This window comes from Streptomyces sp. NPDC000594 (assembly GCF_040299965.1).
Lineage (GTDB): Bacteria > Actinomycetota > Actinomycetes > Streptomycetales > Streptomycetaceae > Streptomyces.
On record NZ_JBEPCY010000011.1, the window covers coordinates 96163 to 114523 of the forward strand.

The 18361-nt window shown below is 75.4% G+C and carries 18 protein-coding genes; 6 read left to right on the forward strand and 12 right to left on the reverse strand.

Annotated features, from left to right (window positions below):
• Window positions 1-90: 90 nt before the first annotated feature.
• From ABT354_RS17765 to ABT354_RS17790, 6 genes are all read right to left on the reverse strand, one after another.
• Entirely contained in the window at window positions 91-3306 is a 3216-nt protein-coding gene (locus tag ABT354_RS17765; protein ID WP_351494638.1) for an amidohydrolase family protein, read from the reverse strand.
• A gap of 253 nt (window positions 3307-3559) precedes the next feature.
• The gene (locus ABT354_RS17770) at window positions 3560-4177 is read right to left on the reverse strand and encodes a GNAT family N-acetyltransferase (protein ID WP_351494640.1); all 618 of its coding nucleotides are present in this window, start codon (window positions 4175-4177) and stop codon (window positions 3560-3562) included.
• Window positions 4170-4802, reverse strand: a complete 633-nt coding sequence (locus tag ABT354_RS17775) for a hypothetical protein (protein ID WP_351494642.1) — start codon at window positions 4800-4802, stop codon at window positions 4170-4172. Before ABT354_RS17775 ends, ABT354_RS17770 begins: the two co-directional genes overlap by 8 nt.
• Window positions 4792-5397 (reverse strand): TetR/AcrR family transcriptional regulator, encoded by a 606-nt coding sequence (locus ABT354_RS17780; protein ID WP_351494645.1) that lies wholly within the window; start codon window positions 5395-5397, stop codon window positions 4792-4794. Before ABT354_RS17780 ends, ABT354_RS17775 begins: the two co-directional genes overlap by 11 nt.
• A gap of 92 nt (window positions 5398-5489) precedes the next feature.
• Window positions 5490-6158 (reverse strand): hypothetical protein, encoded by a 669-nt coding sequence (locus ABT354_RS17785; RefSeq protein WP_351494647.1) that lies wholly within the window; start codon window positions 6156-6158, stop codon window positions 5490-5492.
• A gap of 111 nt (window positions 6159-6269) precedes the next feature.
• Window positions 6270-6497, reverse strand: coding sequence for a hypothetical protein (locus ABT354_RS17790; RefSeq protein WP_351494649.1), 228 nt, complete (start codon window positions 6495-6497; stop codon window positions 6270-6272).
• Window positions 6498-6704: 207 nt separating this feature from the next.
• Between ABT354_RS17790 and ABT354_RS17795 the strand changes: the two genes are divergently transcribed.
• The 3 genes from ABT354_RS17795 (at window position 6705) to ABT354_RS17805 (ending at window position 9298) form a co-directional block, all read left to right on the forward strand.
• Complete coding sequence (locus ABT354_RS17795) at window positions 6705-7058, forward strand: hypothetical protein (RefSeq protein WP_351494651.1); 354 nt, start codon at window positions 6705-6707, stop codon at window positions 7056-7058.
• A 105-nt stretch (window positions 7059-7163) separates the two neighbouring features.
• On the forward strand, window positions 7164-7751 hold the full coding sequence (locus ABT354_RS17800) for a carbonic anhydrase (protein WP_351494653.1): 588 nt from the start codon (window positions 7164-7166) through the stop codon (window positions 7749-7751).
• Between the two features lie 89 nt (window positions 7752-7840).
• Window positions 7841-9298, forward strand: coding sequence for a SulP family inorganic anion transporter (locus ABT354_RS17805; protein WP_351494864.1), 1458 nt, complete (start codon window positions 7841-7843; stop codon window positions 9296-9298).
• A gap of 141 nt (window positions 9299-9439) precedes the next feature.
• On the opposite strand, the gene ABT354_RS17810 is transcribed toward ABT354_RS17805, so the two are convergent.
• A complete protein-coding gene (locus tag ABT354_RS17810; protein WP_351494655.1) occupies window positions 9440-10288 on the reverse strand; it encodes an NAD(P)H-binding protein in 849 nt (282 codons plus the stop codon).
• A gap of 86 nt (window positions 10289-10374) precedes the next feature.
• On the opposite strand from ABT354_RS17810, the gene ABT354_RS17815 reads away from it, so the two are divergent.
• From ABT354_RS17815 to ABT354_RS17825, 3 genes are all read left to right on the forward strand, one after another.
• Entirely contained in the window at window positions 10375-11268 is an 894-nt protein-coding gene (locus tag ABT354_RS17815) for an AraC family transcriptional regulator (RefSeq protein ID WP_351494657.1), read from the forward strand.
• A gap of 11 nt (window positions 11269-11279) precedes the next feature.
• On the forward strand, window positions 11280-11699 hold the full coding sequence (locus ABT354_RS17820; RefSeq protein WP_351494659.1) for an ankyrin repeat domain-containing protein: 420 nt from the start codon (window positions 11280-11282) through the stop codon (window positions 11697-11699).
• Window positions 11700-11830: 131 nt separating this feature from the next.
• The gene (locus ABT354_RS17825; protein ID WP_351494661.1) at window positions 11831-12676 is read left to right on the forward strand and encodes a serine protease; all 846 of its coding nucleotides are present in this window, start codon (window positions 11831-11833) and stop codon (window positions 12674-12676) included.
• On the opposite strand, the gene ABT354_RS17830 is transcribed toward ABT354_RS17825, so the two are convergent.
• The 5 genes from ABT354_RS17830 to ABT354_RS17850 form a co-directional block, all read right to left on the reverse strand.
• The gene (locus tag ABT354_RS17830) at window positions 12650-13444 is read right to left on the reverse strand and encodes a YqjF family protein (protein WP_351494663.1); all 795 of its coding nucleotides are present in this window, start codon (window positions 13442-13444) and stop codon (window positions 12650-12652) included. The genes ABT354_RS17825 and ABT354_RS17830 overlap by 27 nt on opposite strands.
• Before the next feature lie 129 nt (window positions 13445-13573).
• Entirely contained in the window at window positions 13574-14791 is a 1218-nt protein-coding gene (locus ABT354_RS17835; RefSeq protein ID WP_351494665.1) for a GNAT family N-acetyltransferase, read from the reverse strand.
• A complete protein-coding gene (locus ABT354_RS17840) occupies window positions 14788-16107 on the reverse strand; it encodes an MFS transporter (protein WP_351494667.1) in 1320 nt (439 codons plus the stop codon). Before ABT354_RS17840 ends, ABT354_RS17835 begins: the two co-directional genes overlap by 4 nt.
• Window positions 16104-17087, reverse strand: coding sequence for a phosphotransferase family protein (locus tag ABT354_RS17845; RefSeq protein WP_351494669.1), 984 nt, complete (start codon window positions 17085-17087; stop codon window positions 16104-16106). Before ABT354_RS17845 ends, ABT354_RS17840 begins: the two co-directional genes overlap by 4 nt.
• Window positions 17084-18298, reverse strand: a complete 1215-nt coding sequence (locus ABT354_RS17850; RefSeq protein ID WP_351494671.1) for a radical SAM protein — start codon at window positions 18296-18298, stop codon at window positions 17084-17086. The genes ABT354_RS17845 and ABT354_RS17850 overlap by 4 nt, the downstream gene beginning before the upstream one ends.
• Between the last annotated feature and the right edge of the window lie 63 nt (window positions 18299-18361).

Consider the following 18361-nt stretch of genomic DNA (forward strand, 5'->3'; position numbering starts at 1 on the left):
CGCCGCCCATGGATCCGGGCGGCGGGGACCACGGCACGGTACGGGGTACCGGGCACGGGGTACGGCGTACGGGGGGTACGGGGGTACGGCTCACCCCTCCGCGCGGTGCCCGTCGCAGCAGCCGTCCCGGAGCATCTGGTCCACCACCGCGCCCCAGCCGCCCTCCGGCGCCCGGTGCCGGGGAGCGGGACGGGTGAACGCCTCCTCCAGCGCCCTCCGTTCGTACAGTCGGCCGCCCCGTACGGCCCCCCGGATCCGGATCAGTGTGTCGAAGTCCTCGAACGGATCACCGTCCACCAGGGTCAGATCGGCCAGCTTGCCCGGCTCCACCGTGCCGAGCCGGTCGGCGACCCCGAAGGCCCGCGCGGGGGCGGTGGTCACGGTGGTCAGGATCTCCGCCGCGGAGAGTCCGTACCGGTGCAGCGCCCGCATCCCCATATGCAGATGGAGCCCTCCCGCGGTGAGCGGCGCGTCGGTCCCCAGCAGCACCCGCCCGCCCTCGCGCAGCACCCGCCGGTAGACACCGACCTCGCGCTCCAGCACCGCCAGCTCCTGCGGCGACGGCGGGCGGGCGGCGAGGGCGTCGACGGTCGCGATGTCCCACGGCGGCATGATCGACCGTACCCGCGCGTCGTCCGCCACCGAGGGATCCGCCCCCACCAGCGGTGTCGCCGTGAACGGTGTGGCGATCAGATCGAAGCCGCCCCGGGTGTAGACCTCCCGGGTGTCCTGGTGGGTATGGGTCCCGGCGGTCGCCCCATGGCCGTACTCGGCCCGCTCCGTCGCCAGCAGATGGGTGGTCATGTCCTGGCCGCACTGCACCCCCTGGGAGCAGAGATGGCCACCGCTGGGCACCCCCAGACGGTCATGGGCGTACCGGACCGCCTCCTCCATCAGCCCGTACGGCGCCCGCACATAGGTCTTGACGAAGTCCCAGTCCAGCTCCGCCGCGCGGGCCAGCGAACGGGCGAAACCGGCGCGGGTGCGGTGCGCCCTGCCCATGCTGTAGCCGACCCGGGAGCCGTCCAGCAGCTCCCCGGTGGCCAGCAGCCGGGGGGCGGCCAGCAGACCCGCCGCGATGTCCTCCCGCAGCCGGGCCTGTTCGTACGCGAACCCGCCCAGCGACACCGTGGTGGTGATGCCGTACGCGAGCCACAGGGCGCCCTGCCGGGCCCCGTAGGTGTACTGCCAGGGATGGACATGGGCGTCCCACAGCCCCGGCAGCACCGTGCCGCCCGAGGCGTCGACATGGCGCGCCGCCCGCCGCCCCGCCCGGTGCGGCTCGACCGCCGTCACCCGCCCCTCCCGGATCAGCACATCGACATCGGCGCGCGGCGCCGACCCCGTACCCGCCCAGAGCAGACCCGCGTGCACCACCGTGTCGACGGGGGCGGGACGCCGGTAGCTCAGGGAGACCGGCACCGTCCGGGGCGCGCCCGAGACCTCGCCCGAGGCGTCGAGGGCGAGCAGCCGCAGCCGTCCCGACGACTGGTAGAGCAGGGTGCGGGAGTCACCGGACCAGGAGGGGTGGTCGGCGGGTTCGTCCGTCAGCATCCGGGGCGGCCCGGTGGGCGCGCCGTCCCGCCCGACCGGCAGCAGCCAGAGCGCGGACTCGCTGACCAGGGCCATCCACCGCCCGTCGGGCGACCACACCGGGCCCGAGGCGTACCGGTCGGAGAGCGACGCGTGGGGCGCCGGCCCGTACAGCCGCGCGGCACCGCTCGCGGTGTCCACCACCCGGATGAGATTGAGCCCCTCACGGAAGCGCTGGTTGAGCCGGTTGCGGTCGCAGAGGGCGAGATGACGGCCGTCGGGGGACCAACTGGGGCGGCCCGGGAGCCCGCCACCGCCCAGCGGCGCCACCAGGACCCGCTCCGTCCCGGCGGCGAGATCCCGTACCACCAGATTTCCCGCCATGTCCAGGCAGGCCAGCCGGGTGCCGTCCGGGGAGAGCACCGCATGCACCCGGCCGCCCGGGGCGAGCACGGTCTCCCGGCCGCCGGACAGCTCCCGGCGGCGCACCCCGTTGAGGCCGTCCCGGTCGTCCGTCCAGATCAGCGCCCGCCCGTCCGGGGACCACACCGGGCCCTGCACATAGGCGGTGGGGGAGCCCGTCGCCACCTTGCGCGGGACGCCCCCGCCGATCCCCACCACCCACAGGGAGTTGAGCGCGGCGAAGGCGATACTCCGCCCGTCGGGGGAGAGCTGCGGCAGATGGATCCCCCGGACCGGGCGGGACCGCTCGGCCTCCAGCCGGGGTTCCTTGCGCCGGTACCGGGGCCGGTCCAGCGTGAGGACGGCGTCGAGGGGGATCTCCTCGCCCCGGGGGTCGTGGTGCGGCCGGATCACCCGGAACCGGCCCGCGACGGTCAGCAGCAGCCGTTCGTCGTCGATCCACCGGGGCGGCACGGTCGCGATCTCCCCGTCGACCGGCACCGCGCGGCCGTCCACGAACAGGGTGATCGCCTCGTACCGGAAGGGCCCCGGCACACTGTGCAGCCAGGCGGTGCGGCCCGCCGGGGAGATCGCGGGGACCAGCAGACTGCCGGTGGTGACCGTGGTCTCGGTGGTGACGGGGCCGCCGGTCGCGGGGACCGCGGCGAGGGTACGGGAGACCAGGGCGGAGCCCGTGACCCGCCCCCGGACGAAGAGCACCCGGGCGCCGTCCGCGGACCACACCGGGTCGAAGTCCTCCCAGGGGGCGTCCTGTCCGGGCCCCGGCTGGTCCGGGAGGCCGGTGAGCCGGCGCAGCCCGCCGTCCGCCACCGACACCGACCAGATCCGGTACGGGCTGCCGGTGACCGGGTCGCCGCCGCGCTCCGAGGAGAAGGCGATGCTCCGGCCGTCGGGGGACCAGGCCGGTGCCCGGTCGTCGAAGGGGCCGCCGGTGAGCCGGCGCAGCGCGGAGCCGTCCGCGTCCATCACCCAGATGGAGAACGAGCCGCCGCGATAGGCGCTCATGGCGACCCGGCGGCCGTCCGGGGAGAGGACGGGCCGGGTGGGCTCCAGATCGGGCGGTGTGAGCGGGACGGCGGGTGAGCCGTCCCGGGGCACCGACCACAGGATGTTCTGCACCTCGGCGACGATCCGGTCCCCGCCGTGGGCGGCGGTGGCGGCGCCGTTGGTGGCCTCGGTGAACCGCAGCCGCACCGCGGCCGCGCCCGCCGCCGCCGGAGCCCCGGTGGGCGGGGCCGCGAGGGCCCGCGCCGGTCCGGGGGTGAGCAGGGCACCCGACACGGCGGTGCCGGACGCGGCCTTGAGGAGGTTTCGCCGGGGGAGGGGGCGGTGGGGTAAGGATGAGGTCACGGGCGATCAGCTCTCCTCGGTGTGGGGCCGTGGTGCCGGGCGTGATCGCCATGGTGCTGCGCCCGGTGACCACCCCGCAAGCAGCCCACGCCGTGTCCCCGCGTCCCGTACCACCGTCCCCCCGGCCCCCGCCCGCTCCGGTCCACCCGCTCCCACCAGGGGTTCGGCCCCGCCGACGGGGCGTCGGCCGGCCCGCTCCCGGCCGGCCCTCACGGGGGCGGTACGGCCCGATCGTCCGTGCCGGGCGTGGGTATCACGCGGTGTCACCCGTCGCGGCCCCCGGCCGCAGCATCGCGGCGATGGTCAGCGGGCCGGTGGTGAGGTGCCGGAGCGTCAGAAACCCGAAGCGGTGGTACAGCGTCTCGTTGGCGGGGTCCGCGGTGGTGAGGAAGACCCCGCCGGGCGCCGGGAGGGTGTCCAGGACATGGTCGAGGAGGAGCCGTGCCGAGCCCCGTCCCCGCTGCTCCGGGAGGACGCCGAGGAACTCCAGGGTCCATGCCCCGGGCGGCGCCTGCGGTTCGGCGGCCCGCAGATAGCGCAGCGTACGGGCGGTCGCCGTGGGGCCGCAGTGGCGTACGGTCCCCAGCGCCCAGCTCGCCCGGGCCCGGAGCGAGGGTTCGGTGTGCGGGGGTGTCAGCACCGCGGCGGCGACCGGCTCCCCCGAGGCGCCGCCGAGGACGGTCCGCCGCCCGCCGGGCAGGGTCGCCTGGGTGGCGAGGGTGGCGGCGAACCACCGCTCCCGCACGGCGCGGGAGTCGCCGCAGATCCAGCGGGTGGCCGGCTCCCGGGCGAACGCCGGTGCCAGGACGGCCCGGCAGACCTCGGGCGACGCGGAGTCGTCCAGCAGGGGCCCGCCGTCCGGGTCAGCCATCGGTCCGGCCCAGCGGCGCCTCGGGGACGAGATGGCAGACCAGCAGCTTCAGATGGAAGAGCGGCGCGAACCAGAGCAGGGCGAGCGGCACCGACAGCCAGAACAGATTGACCAGGACCGCCGCCGTCCAGACCGTGACCGCCACCGGCCGGGCGAGCGGGACGGGGGAGTACTCCACCGCCACCGCCCCGGCGAGCAGCAGCGCGGCGTTGCCGAGGACCCAGCCGAGGTCGCCGTCCAGGACCACCAGGCCCAGCACCGCGAGATGGGCGAGATGGGCCCCGACGAAGAGGAGCCGTGCCCGGCGGGTCCCCGGGGCGGGGCGGTGGTACCACCGCTTGGCCGCGTTGGTCGCGTTGGTGATGATCCCGCCGATGAGGTCGAGACCGGCGAGGACGACCACGATCAGCTGCACGGTGGACCAGGATTCACGCAGCCCGGAGCCGGCCGGCGACCAGAGCCCCGCCAGGAGCAGGGCCGCGCACAGGGCGCCGCCGCCCATCTCCACCGCGCTCTCGGCGCGGGTCTTTCCCGGCCCCATGAACCGTTCCAGCCGGCCCGCCATGCCGTCCGGCGTCGGGGGTATCTCCCAGTCGACGGTGTGGGCGGAGGGTTCAGCGCGCATCGCCGGCCTCCCGCGGTTCCGGTCCCCAGAGTCCGCGCAGCAGGCTCCACACCGGGGCGCGGTCGGGCTCGCCGCCCGCCGCCAGGACGGTGAGCGCCCATGCGTCCGCCGCCCGCAGCACCCCGGCGGTGGCCGAGGCCATCAGTTCGGCGTCGATGTCGGTACGGATGATCCCGAGCCGCCGTCCGTCGGCGATCAGCGCGGTGAACCAGCCCCGCCAGGCCGCGCCCTCCTCCTGGGCGAGCGCCGCCCCGGCGAGGGCCAGATCGTCGGGGTGGTCGCCCAGGTGCCGGGCCAGCGCGTCCGTACCCGTCTCCAGCCGGGCCCAGAAGGCGTCCCGGTCCGGGGCGGGGGACCAGCCGCCGAGGGTCCTCAGCAGCCGGGCGAGGACATCTTCGAGCACGGCCGTGAGCAGATCCTCACGGCCGTCGAAGTAGTGGTACGCGGCGGTCTTCGACATGCCCGCCGCCTCGATGATCTTGTTGTACGAGGCGTCCTGCGGGCCCTGTTCGGCGAAGTGCCGCCGGGCCACGGCCAGGATCGCCTCCTGGCGTTCGGGTGGCAGGCGGTGGAAACGGGGAAGGGGAGGAGTCACGAGAACGAGTGTACGCACCGAGAGGGTGTACCGCTAGTACACCCCGGCGGTTTCCGTTACGCCCCAGGGGTTTCCGTTACGGGAGTGCTGTGTCAGGCCGCCCGCCATGCGTCGTGGTACTGGATGTGCAGCGTCGTCGTCTCCCCCCGGCGGGTCCGCCGCAGCCGGTGGGGCGCCGCGTCCAGCTCCGCGCAGAGATGGACGGGCCCGTCCGCCCCCGGGGTGCGCTCCGCCGTGGTCAGCTCCCGTATCGCCGCCCCGGTGCGGCGGAAGGCGGTGGCACTGCCGATGACGAACACCGTGCCCGCCGCCCGGGCGAAGCCGAGATGGTCCCGGAACTCCCGGTCGTACAGACGGGGTTCCGGCTCCGCGTCCGTCGGCGGCAGATCGCCCGGCGGGAGCCGTACGGTGTGCGGCACCCCGGCGCCCAGCCGGGCCCGCACCGCCTTCCACCGGGAGGGGGGAAAGCCCAGCCGGTGGTGGACCAGCACCAGATCGAGCGGCTCCGCCGACTCGCCCGGCGCCAGGGGCAGCCCCGGGGGAGCGGCGTTCCCCCGCATCGGCAGATGGATCAGCGAACGGGGCGAACGGGCCGCCAGCGCCCAGGCGACGGCGAGCTGGTGCGCCGCCTCCCCGTCGGCGTACAACTCCGCCACCTCCCGCTCATGGAGATGGGCCCCGGCGGCGGGCCGGTCCGGGCGCACCACCCGGTACGTGTCGGCGCCCAGCCGCACCCGGTGGATTCTCATACGGTGTCTCACAGGCCGGGACCCTACGCGGCGCCCGTGCCCCGGCCCACCGGATAAATCCGCTCATCCGCGCCGGGCCCGGCATCCGCTCACGGCCGCCGCTCCGGCCCCGGCCGGCTCCGGTCAGCCCCGGTGGTCCGCCGGGTCCCACACCCGGGGGCAGGAGCGGCACTCCAGCATCCCGTTCAGCCGGTCGTCGCTCACCACCGTCCTGACCCGGGAGCCGCCGCAGCCGGGACAGCCCCGGCCCCGGCGACGGGCCCAGCGCGGGCGGGGGCGCCAGGTGGAGAGCGCCCAGGCCGTCGCCACGACGACGACGCCGAGCGCCAGCAGCAGAACGGGACCGAGCATGGGCATACCCCCGTGTACGGACAGGTGTTCGGCGCATCGTAGCGGCACGGCCGGGGCCGGGCGGGCCCCGGTCCCCACCGGACGACCGGGCCGTCTTCATGGACCGACCACGAGGTGTTCACCTGGCAAACAAGTGGGCCGGTTACGTTCGTGATCATCACCCGGCGCGACCGTGCGCCTCCCCGACCGCACCCCGAGGGAGTTCCCATGTTCCCAGGCAGCAGCGCCCGGACGGGGAACATTGGGCTCTGGGGTGCCCTGCTGGCCGCTCTGCTCCTCGCCGCTCCCGGGGTGTTGGCACCCGCACACGCGGCCGCCGCGCCACGGGCCGTCTCCGAGGCCCCGGGCTGTGTCGAGGCGGAGCGGCCGAAGGAGGAGTCACCCCGCCACCGGGTCACCGAGCGGGCCCGGTCCCGGCGGCGGCCGCCCCGGGGGCGGGCCCCGGCCGGACCCCGTGCGCTCCCCACGCGTACGCCCGTACGGCCCCGGTCGCGGCCGGCCGGCGCCCTGCCCTCCCGGGCCGGGGCCAGAATCGCGTACCTCCAGGTCTTCCGCTGCTGAGCGGGCCCGGACGGATCCGCGCACGCACTCCGCGCTGCCGTCCTCCCCCACCCCCCACGGACAGCACGACGCGCCCCCGCTCGGGGCGCGCCAGGAGGAACCGACTTGCAGACCTTCATCGACCACGCCCGCTCCTTCGCCCGCTCCGCCGACCGCTCCCACGAACTGGCGGAGCTGGCCCGGGGCCAGGCGCCGCAGGCCCTCTTCATCACCTGCTCCGACTCCCGCGTGATCCCCTCACTGATCACCGGCGCCCGCCCCGGCGAACTGTTCGAACTGCGCACGGCGGGCAACATCGTCCCCCCGTACACCCCCGGAACGCCGTCGTCCGAGGCGGCGACCATCGAGTACGCCATCGATGTGCTCGGCATCCGTGAGGTGGTCGTCTGCGGACACTCCCACTGCGGCGCGGTCGGCGCGCTGGTACGCGGCGACGATCTGAGCGCCGTGCCCGCCGTACGGGACTGGCTGGCCCACGCCGCCGGCGCCCCGGGCGCCCCGGACGCGGCCGACGCCGACGACCCCGCCGTGGCCCGCGCGGTGCACCACCATGTCCTGACCCAGGTGCTGCGCCTGCGCTCGTACCCGTGTGTCCGGCGGCACGGGGTCCGGCTGCACGGCTGGTACTACGAGGTGCACACCGGGACCGTACTCGCCCACCGGGGCGGCACCGACACCTTCACCGCCCTGTGAGCGCCGCCGTGACCGCCCCGCCGGGGAAGCGTCCCCCGGGCCGATTCCCGAGCCGATTCCCGAGCCGTTTTCCCGTACCGCGCCAGGACATCGCCGCCTCGCTGGTGGTCTTCCTGGTCGCGCTGCCCCTCTGTGTCGGGGTCGCGGTCGCCTCCGGCGTCCCCGCCGAACTCGGCCTGATCACCGGGATCGTGGGAGGGATCGTCACCGGGCTGCTCCCCGGTTCCACCCTCCAGGTCTCCGGCCCCGCCGCCGGGCTGACCGTCCTGGTCTTCGAGGCGGTGCGCGAGCACGGTCTGCCGATGCTCGGGGTGATCGTCCTCGCCGCCGGAGTGCTCCAGCTGGTCATGGGCGCCCTGCGGCTGGGCCGCTGGTTCCGCGCGATCTCGGTCTCCGTGGTGGAGGGCATGCTCGCGGGCATCGGACTGGTCATCATCGCGGGGCAGCTGTACGCGGCGGCCGGCCAGGAGGCCCCCGCGTCCGGCCCGGACAAGCTGGCGGGGCTGCCCTCGGCGGCGGCCGCCGCCCTCGGTGACACGGCGGGCCCGGCCTCCCTGGCGGTGGGCGCCGGGACCGTGCTGGTCCTGGTGGTGTGGGGCAGGCTGCCCCGCCCGGTCCGCGCCGTCCCGGCCGCCCTCGGCGCGGTGGTGCTGGCGACCGCGGTGTCGCTGGTCTGCTCGCTGCCGGTGGCCACGGTCGAGGTGCACGGACTGCTCGACGCCGTCCGGCCGCCGGGCGCCGACGCCTTCGGCGGGCTGCTGAGCCCCGCGGTCCTCGGGACGGTGCTCGCCTTCGCCCTGATCGCCTCCGCCGAGAGCCTCTTCGGCGCCGCCGCCGTCGACCGGCTCCACGACGGGCCGCGCACTCGCTACGACCAGGAGCTGATGGCCCAGGGCGCGGGCAACACGGTCTGCGGCCTCCTCGGGGCGCTGCCGATGACCGCGGTCGTCATCCGCAGCTCGGCCAATGTACGGGCGGGCGCGCGGACCCGCGCCTCCCGGGTGCTGCACGGGGTGTGGCTGCTGCTCTTCGCCGCCGCCCTGCCGGGCGCGCTGGCCCTGATCCCGCTGCCCGCGCTCGCGGGTGTCCTGATCCACGCGGGCTGGAAGCTGTTGCCGTTCGGGCGGTTCGGCGCGCTGTGGCGGGACCACCGGGGCGAGGCGCTGATCCTGGTCGTCACGGCGGTGTCGATCGTCCTGGTGAACATGTTCGAGGGGGTGCTCATCGGGCTGGCGCTGTCCGTGGCCAAGACGGCGTGGGAGACGTCCGCGGTGCGGCTGCGGATCCTCGATCCGCGGACGGCCCGGGACCCGGGGGCCACCGGCCCGATCCGGGTCCAGCTCAGCGGCAACGCGACCTTCCTGCGGCTGCCGAAGATCCTGGACACCCTGGAGGCCCTGCCGCAGGGCCGGCCGGTGGAGCTGGATCTGACCCGGCTGCACCATGTGGACCACGCCTGCCGGGTGGCGCTGGAGAACTGGGCCGCCCGCCACGCCGCCCCGGACACGGCCCCGGTCCGGGTGACGGAGCCCGCGCCGGTGACCTGAGCCCTCCGTGCCGTCGGCGGAGCCCCGCCCGTCGTCCTGGGGCGGGGCTCCACCGCGTCCGGCGCGCGAGGACGGCGAACACTCCGCCGCCCGGACCGCCCGGACCGCCCGGACCGCCCGGACCGCCCGGACCGCGAGGCGTCAGGACCAGGCGCCCGCCGCCGCCGTGCGGGCGGCATAGCTCTCGAAGTCCCGGGGTTCGCGCCCCAGCACCCGCTGGACCCCGTCCCCGGGCTTGGTGTGGAGGCCGGTGCGCAGCCCCTCGAAGAGGGTGTCCAGCTCATGGACGAACTCCTCGGGGAGGTCCGCCCCGCGCAGCTCCGCGCGGTACTCCGCCGGGGTCAGCTCCACGAAGTCGACCGGCCGCCCGGCGGCCCTCGCCAGGATCTCCACCGCTTCCCCGAAGGCGACCGGACGCGGCCCGGACAGGTCGTAGCTCTCCCCGTGATGGCTGTCCGCATGGCCGTCCGAGGTCAGCAGCGCCGCCGCGACCTCCGCGACGTCCTCGGTGTCGATGAAGGGATCGGGCACCGAGCCGGTCGGCAGGGCCAGCCGCCCAGCCCGGATCTGCGGACCCCAGATGGCCGGGTCGTCGAAGTTCTGGTCGAAGTTGTTCGGCCGGAGGATCGTCCACCGCGCACCGGAGGCCCGTACGGCCCGTTCGGCGGCGGCCATGCCCCGGAAGATGGTCGTCGGCAGCTGGTCGATCCCGCGTCCGGACAGCACCACGAAGCGCCGTACCCCCGCCTGTTCCGCCTGCTGGACGAAGTCCGGCACCGGCTCCGGATCCCCGGGGGCGACGAGATACACCGCCGCCGCCCCCTCCAGCGCGGGCGCCCAGGTGCTCCGGTCGAACCAGTCGAAGCGGGTCCCGCCCCCACGGGAGGCGGCCCGTACCCGCCGTCCCGCCTCCCGCAGGGTCCGGACCAGGGGCCGGCCGGTCTTGCCCGTACCGCCCAGAACGAGAATCGTGTCGTCGTCATGTGTCATGACGGAGAGTCAACCGCCCCACTGGGAGCAGGCCCATGCTCCGCCGTCCGGGGAACATGTCCGATCGTCCAGGCTGTTGGGGGAGCATGGACCCGTACGACGAACTGCTCCGCGGCATCCGCACGGACGGCGCCGGCCTCAACAGGCGGGAACTGTCGCCGCCGTGGCGGCTGCCGCTCCCCGGTGACGCGGACCTGACCCTGGTCGCACCCCTCCACGGCGAGGGCTGGTTCACCCCCGGCGACGGCGGGGAGTCGCGGCCCCTGCGCGCCGGTGACGCCCTGGTCGTCCTGGGCCCCGGGACCGCCGTCCGCGCCGACCGGCCGCCCGTCGCGGTCCTCACCGACCGGCCCCCGGCCGCCGGAAGCCCTTCCGCCGCTCCCGCCACGCTGGTCATCGGAACCTACCGGGTGGGCACCGAGGTGGCCCGGCGGCTGCTCGCGGTGCTCCCGCCGGTGCTGGTGATGACCGGTCGCACAGGGGGAGACGACAACTGCTCTCCCGTCCTGGGCTTCCTGGACTCCCAGGCGGGCGGCTTCCCGCCGGCGCAGCAGATCGTCCAGGACCGGATGCTCGACTGGCTGCTCGTCTGCACCCTGCGGGAATGGCTCGACCGGCCCGGCTCCCCGCCGCCGGGACCGCTCGGCGCGCTCGCCGACGACATCGTCGGCCCGGCCCTCCGCGCCCTGCACGCCGCGCCCGAACGGCCCTGGACCCTCGCCGCCCTGGCCGCCGAGGCGGGAGCCTCCCGCACCACCCTGGCCGAGCGGTTCGCCCGGCTGGTGGGCCGGCCGCCCCTCACCTATCTCACCGACTGGCGGATGGCCCTCGCCGCCGATCTGCTGAGCGGGTCCACCACGACGATCGCGACCGTCGCCCGCCGGGTCGGCTACGCGGACGCCTTCGGCTTCAGCTCGGCGTTCAAACGCGTCCACGGCACCAGCCCCAGCGCCTACCGTGCGGGCGCGGCCGTTCACTAATCTCGTGCCCCATGAACCACCGGCGACGCAAGAAGCTCTCCCGACACCTCTTCGCGGCGATCCTGGGCGGCGACGTCCCCCGGGCGCGAAGGTTGCTGCGTGCCGGAGCCGATCCCGGCCTGGCCGACCGGGACGGCGCCACGCCCCTCTACACGGCAGCCGTGAACGGCGAGGCCGGCATCGTCCGGCTGCTCCTGGCGGCCGGTGCCGCCCCCGACGCCGAGAGCAGCGGACCCGGTTCCGAGGGCACCCCCCTGTGCGCGGCGGCCTGTTGGGGGCATACGGAGTCGGTACGCGCCCTGCTGGCGTACGGCGCCGATCCCCACCGCCGCGAGGACCAGGGCACGGGCCGCACCCCCCGGGAATGGGCGCTCGGCGGCCCCCACCCCGCGACTCTGGACCTGCTCACCGCCGGGGGCGCGCCCTCCTGAGCACGGGCCCGCCCGCCCCTTCCCCTGGCCGCCCGGTGGCTTCAGCATGGACACGCCAGTGAGGGCCGGCCTTCCCGGCCGGTCCCGCGCCCCGCCCCTGAACCATTCTCGACTCCTCAGGAGGCACAACGGTGTTGTCCTTATGGTCCTTATGGCCCTTATGGCACGGCCCCCGGGCCCGCGGCAGGACATCGGCGCTCACCCTGGCCGGCGCGGTCCTGCTCACCCTCCTCGGCACCACCACCCCGGCGACCGCCACCGCCCCGGCGACGGTCATCGACCCGGGGCCCGGCACCACCATCGTCGGAGGCGGGAACACCACCGTCGACAAGGTGCCCTACACGGTCTCCCTCCGGCGCGGCTCCACCCCCTTCTGTGGCGCGGCGATCGTCGGCGTCGGCTGGCTCCTCACCGCCGCCCACTGTGTCCACGGCACCCCGCCCGACGCCCTGACCGCCCGCGCGGGCAGCACCTACACCACCAGTGGCGGCACGACCCGCCGGATCACCCGGATCATCACCCACCCCGGCTTCGGCGCCGCGCCCCTCCGCGACGACGTGGCCCTGCTCCGGCTCGCCGAACCGCTGCCGCTGGGCCCCTCGATCCGCCGCGCCCCGCTCGCCGCGGTGACACCGCCCGCCGGGACCACCGTCCGGGTCTCCGGCTGGGGCGCGCTCTCCGAGGGCGGCCCGAGCCCCGCCCATCTCCAGTCCGTCGAGGTCCCGACCGTGGCCCGCGCGGACTGCGAGCGGGCGTACGGTCCGCTCGCCCCCGGCGCGCTCTGCGCGGGTCTCCCCCAGGGCGGCAAGGACGCCTGCCAGGGCGACTCGGGCGGTCCCGCGGCCACCCCCGCCGGGGTCCTCGTCGGCATCGTCTCCTCGGGTTACGGCTGTGCCCGGCCGGGCTACCCCGGGGTCTACTCCGATGTCGCCCGGTACCGCGCCTGGGTCTCAGGCCATACCGGAATCACTCGCTGACGCCGTCCGGGAGCCGGTGGGCGGGCGGCGGTCGGGGCGGCCGAGACGGACCGGGACACCCGGTGAGTACAGCACGCTCACCGGCTCCTCCCTCGGTGCGGGCAGCCCCGCCGCCGCCACCAGACCGTCCTGGCACTCGACCAGCCGCGCCCGGTACAGCGGCCAGCGCGGATGGTCGTTCGGGAGGAAGGCCACACCGCCGGGGACGGCGGTGTGCAGCCCCCACCGGGCGGTCAGGAAGTGCTCCAACTCCGTCGGCTCCTCGATCCGTTCGCCCCGCCGCACGGCGAGCCGGGTGCTCGCGCCGCGCGGTCCGGGCCACCGCCGGGAGCTGGTGTAGACGACGGTGTCGCCCCTGTGCCGCAGGGACATCCGGGACCACACATACGGCAGCCGGAACCCCGCCCGTCCCATGACCACCGGCAGCAGCCGGGAGGCGTCCATCGACCGGAACACCACCCCGCGCCGGCCGTGGGAGTCCACCGAGTAGAGGCGTACGTTGGTCTCCGGGAACGAGCCGAGATAGGGGACCCCGGGCAGGCGGAACCAGCCGACGCGGTGCATCCGGAAGGCGACCAGACCGACATAGGTGGTTCCCTGGAAGACATCCGGAACGGTCCCGGCCGGCAGCAGCCCGGCCACCTGGCCGGGGTCGACGGCCCAGTGGACAAAGGCGAGATCCAGCCATGACTGGGTCAGTAGCGGCCTGGCTATCCTGGCGGGGGCGTCCGGCCCTATGGGGCCCGGCGCGCGCTCTGTGGTCGACATGGCGTCAGCATGGCAGAGCCCCGGTCACCCCCCCCGTCCGGAGCCCCGCAGGGCCCGAAGCACCGCGGGATCCCGAGGCTCCGGAGGGCCCCGGGGCGTCATCTCCCCGTACCGGCGCGGCCGTTCCGCTCACCACTCGTCCGGGCAGTACGGCGCCGGGGCGGGCGGCAGCAGCGCGGTCAGCCGCTCCCGGGCCGCCGTGTCCGGCACCGACAGCAGCCCGCAGAGCAGCGCCTGTTCGACGGTGAGATACCGGGCCACCAGCGGCCCCCAGGCCAGGGCGGCGATCCGTACCGCCGGGGCCGACTCCCGCTCCGGCACCGGGACCAGCCGGAGCACCGGCCCGTCCCGTTCGACCTGCCAGGGGCCCCGGTTCCACGGCCCGAGGTCGTCCGCGACGGTGAGCCGCAGCCCCTCCGCCGCCGCGGAGCCGGGCCCGGCGGGCAGGGTGAGCCGGGAGGTGTCGACCACCCGCAGCACCCGTCCGCCGACGACGGTACGGGGCTGGAGCGCCCGGGGTTCGCGGACGACGGTCGACAGCGGGTCGTCCACCGGGGCGTCCCAGCGGAAGGCGGGCGCGGTGGTGTGGTTGGAGAGAAAGCCGAGGAGCCCCAGATAGGCGCCGGGGGTCAGCGCCGCCAACTCGTCCACGACCAGGGCGAGATGCTCGTACCGGTTCTCCCCGACCGGTCCGGTGTGGGTGTGCCGGTAGCGGACGTACCCCTCGGCCGTGCCGTCGGGCCCGCGCCACAGGGCGGTGTCCCGGCGCACATCCGAGGGGCCGGGGCGCAGCAGCGCCGCCCACTCCGCCCCGTCCCGGAGCAGCGCGCCGAAGCGGCCGGCCGACCAGGTGCGGTGCAGCCGGTCCAGTTCGGCGACGGCGGGGGCCAGTTCCGCCTCCCCGGCGGCGGGGTCGTGGATCGGGCGCAGCTCCCCCGGGAGGCCGCTCCAGCGGTGGACGGCGGCGCACGGTCCCCAGCCGAACCCCTGCCACCAGCGGGGGATGGCGGTCTTCCAGCCCGCCAGGACCAGTCCCTGGTCGCGCAGGATCCCCAGCATCCGTTCGGCGAACGGGACGAGGAGGCCCCGGCGGCGCATCGCGGGATGGGCGCTGATCATGCCCTGGATCGCGAGGGGGACGGGGAGCCCGAAGAGGCAGGCCGTCGCCGTCTCCCAGCGTCCCACGGCGGCGAGGGTGTCCCCCCGGCGCACCGTGAAGACCTGTTCCGGCGGAACGCCGTCCAGCAGGGCGCGGGCCCGCTCGTCGGTGCCGAAGGAGTACGCCAGCAGCGCCACCGCCGCCTCGTACTCGCTCGCGCGCAGGGGGCCGGCGTCGAAGTCGCTCACCGTGGTTCCTTCCCGTCGTCGTGGCAGGAGGCCGTACCGGGGCCGGGGCCGGGTCCGGGTCCGGCGGTCGGGGGGCCGGCGGTCAGAGGGGCGGGGGCCGGCGGGCGCGGCGGGCCGGGCAGCCGTGCGGCGAGCGCGGGCAGCGGGCCGACGGCGGCCAGCCCGGCCGCCCAGATCAGACAGGTCACCACCGGGGGGAGGGACATCACCGGCAGGATCCCCAGCGGGGGACCGACCAGCAGGGCGGCGGTGTACGAGGCGGAGATCACCGCGGTCGCGGCGGTGTAGCGCTCGGCGCCGACGGCCGTGTACACCAGTGGCTGGAAACAGGCCCCGAAGGCACAGGTGGTGACGGCGAAGAGCAGGGTCGCGACGATCAGCAGGGCGGTACGCGAGGCACCGGTGAACAGGGAGGCGGCGGCGAGCAGCAGATGCCCGGTGCCGCCCGCGGCGCCGGTCAGCGGCAGCCGGCGGGTGGGCCCGACCCGGCTCAGCAGCCGGGCGACCGGCAGGGTCCCGGCCACCGTGCCGCCCATCAGCAGCCCGACCAGCAGGGTCATCATCCAGGGCGGCTGTTCCAGCCGGGCCATGAAGAGCAGCGGGACGGCGGTGTCCACCAGGGCCATACCGAAGAGGACAAAGGCCAGATGGGCGCCGAGCAGTCCGGCGAAGGGCCGATGGCGCAGCAGGGCGGTGCTCGCGCGCCGTGTGCCCGACGGGGGGACGGGCAGCCCGGGGAAGCGGTCCCGGCGGCGGAGCAGCAGGGCGGCGAAGGCCAGGAAGGTGGCCGCGTCCAGCAGGAAGACCAGCGGGTCCGGGCCGCCGGGGCGGGCCGCCGCGACGGCGGAGAGCAGCACCCCGGCCGCCAGACCGGTGTGGTTCGCCATGGCGCGGGCCGCGAAGGCCCGCGCGGGGTCGGCGCCGCGCTCGGCGGCCACCAGCATCGGGGTGAGACAGGTGTACGCGGCGCCCGCGCCGGCGCCGCAGAGCGCGGCCGACACCAGGGCGGTGCCCGGCCCCGGCGCGTACGGCAGCCAGCCGATGCCCAGGGCCTGGGCGGTCAGGGCCAGGGCGGTGACGGGGGCGGCGGGGTGCCGTCGTACGGCCCGCAGCGCCGCCCAGGGTCCGGCGGCCCCGGCGCCCGCGAGGACCAGGAAGTAGCGGGTGATCGCCCCGGGGCCGCCGTCCCCGTCCCCGTACAGCACCACCGTGACCAGGACCAGGGTCAGCCCGCTGCCGAAGGAGGAGAGGGCGTGGCCGCCCACGAGCAGCCGGGTCTCCGGCCGTAGGGGCCCGCCGGGGCCCGGCCGGCTCACGCGAGCAGGGAGCGGGCGACGGTGGCGAGCCGGTCGCCCTGGGTCCGGAGCATCTCCGGGTCGGCGAGTTCCTCGGCGGCGAGCACGACCAGACAGGCGAGGGTGTCGACGGCATGGGCGCGGATGACCCGGGCCGAGGGGAGCGCGGGCACCCCGGCCCCGGTGGGGGTGGCGGCCGGGCTCTGCCGGTAGCCCTCCAGAAAGGCCGGGGTGAGCAGCCCGTACGCGTACAGCCGCCCCAGTTCGGCGGCGGGCGGGCCGATGAGCGCGTTGGACAGATCGAGCAGGGCGGTGATCCGGGTGCCCCGGAAGCAGAGGTTCTCCGGCCGCAGGTCCATATGGAGCACCCGGGTGCCGGTGGCGGCGAGGCAGGCGCTCCGCAGGACCGGTTCCACGAGGTGGGGCGCGGGCAGCGGATGGTGCAGGGCGGCCCTGCGATAGCGGACCAGCGCCCGCCGGACCAGGGCCTGGGCCCGTCCGGCCGTGCGCAGCGCGGCGAGATCGGGCCCGGGGGCGGGCCGCAGCGCGTGCAGGGAGCGGGCGACCCGTCCCAGCGAGCGCTGCTGTCCGGTGCCGAGGGCGGTGACCTGGTCGTGCTCGATGTACTCCATGAGCATCCAGGAGGGGACGTCCCCGGAGCGGCGGCCCCAGCCGTGGAGCCGGGGCACCGGCACTCCGGCGTCGGTGAGATGCCGGTGGAGCGCCACCTCGCCGGCGATCACCTCGGCGAAGTCGGTGTATCCGTCGTAGCTGGTGCGGGTGGTCTCCAGCAGGGGGATCCGCAGCGCGTACCGCCCTCCCGCGACCTCGGCGCGCAGGACGGCGAAGTCCATGCCCTGCCGCCAGGGGGTGATCCGGCAGGGGCCGGTCCTGAGCGCCGCCTCCACCACGGGCCGCAGCGCGGGCACCCGGGAGGCGATGTCGGGCTGGGGGCGGAGCCGGAGTCCGCCGCTGTCGTCCGGGCCCTGACCCGCTGTCATGCCGGTACCACCGGGGTGCCGGTGGGCGGGGAGTCGGTGCGGAACCCGGGGACGGTGGCCTCGTAGACGGCGTGCACCGCCTGCCAGCTGTGTTCCCGGTCGCGTTCGGAGAGCCAGGTCTTGTCGTCGGACTGCTGGTCGCCGTTGCCCCGGTCGCGGGCGGGCAGTCCCAGATCACCGCGTTCGTTGCCGTGCTGCACGGCGAGCCAGCTCACATTCACGGCGGGGATGTGGGCGGCGTTACGGGTGATCCACTCCACGGTCCCGGTGTAGTCGGCGCCGGGGATGCCCAGGATGAGGTTGGGGACCACCGGGATGCCGAGTCCGGCGGCCAGCTCCAGGGCGCGGTCGGCATGGCGCATCCGGAAGGGTTTGCGGAGGTGCTTCAGCCAGCGGTCGTCGCAGATCTCCAGGCCGAACTCGATGTACCGGACGCCCATCTCCCGCCACTCCTCCAGATATCCGTCCCGGCAGGCCAGGGAGGGCGGGGTCTGCACGATGAAGCCGGCGAAATCGGGGTGGTCGGCGGCGAGCCGCTTGCCGACATCCCCCAGCGAGCGCCAGTTCCTGGCCTCCCCGAAGGACTTGTCGTCCACGAATACCAGTTCGAAGGAGAGCGGGTCGAGGGCGTCGGCGTCGCGCAGTACCCGGTCCTCGGGGGTGAGCGTGACCGTGGTGGGCACGGTGCAGAAGGCGCAGCGGAAGGAGCAGCCGCTGCTGAGGCTGAAGCGGGGGATGCAGCGCATCCCCGTGAAGAGCCGGTAGTCCTGGGTGGCGGAGGTGCGGGCGCCGGGGAAGACGGAGGGCAGGTGCGGGAGCCCGGCCAAGTAGCTCACATGGGGATGGTGGGCGAAGTCGAGGGGGTCGGTGTAGCCGCCGAGGACGATCGGCCGGTCGACACGGTCGGCGAAGTCGCGGACATAGGCGAGGCTGGTGTCCATCACGGAGAAGAGGAAGGCCGTCCCGGGGGGTGAGTCACGGCCCAGGGCGACCAGTTCCTCCTGGTCGGTCGCGATGTACACGGATTTCCTGTACGCCTCGTCCGGGAGCAGACCGGCGATGACCGGGATCCAGTAGGGGATCTCCATGAAGTGCGGCGGGAGCACATACCCGGGCATGGTGGCGTACGCCTCGCGGTAGTACCGTCGCATGAGATCGTGGGGGGTGAGCAGCTGATCGCTGAACTGGACGAACGTCACGTTCACGGGCATCGGGCAACCGCCGTTCAGGGGGCTGTCTGCGGACCGCTCTCCCCAGCGGACACGGATGGCGGG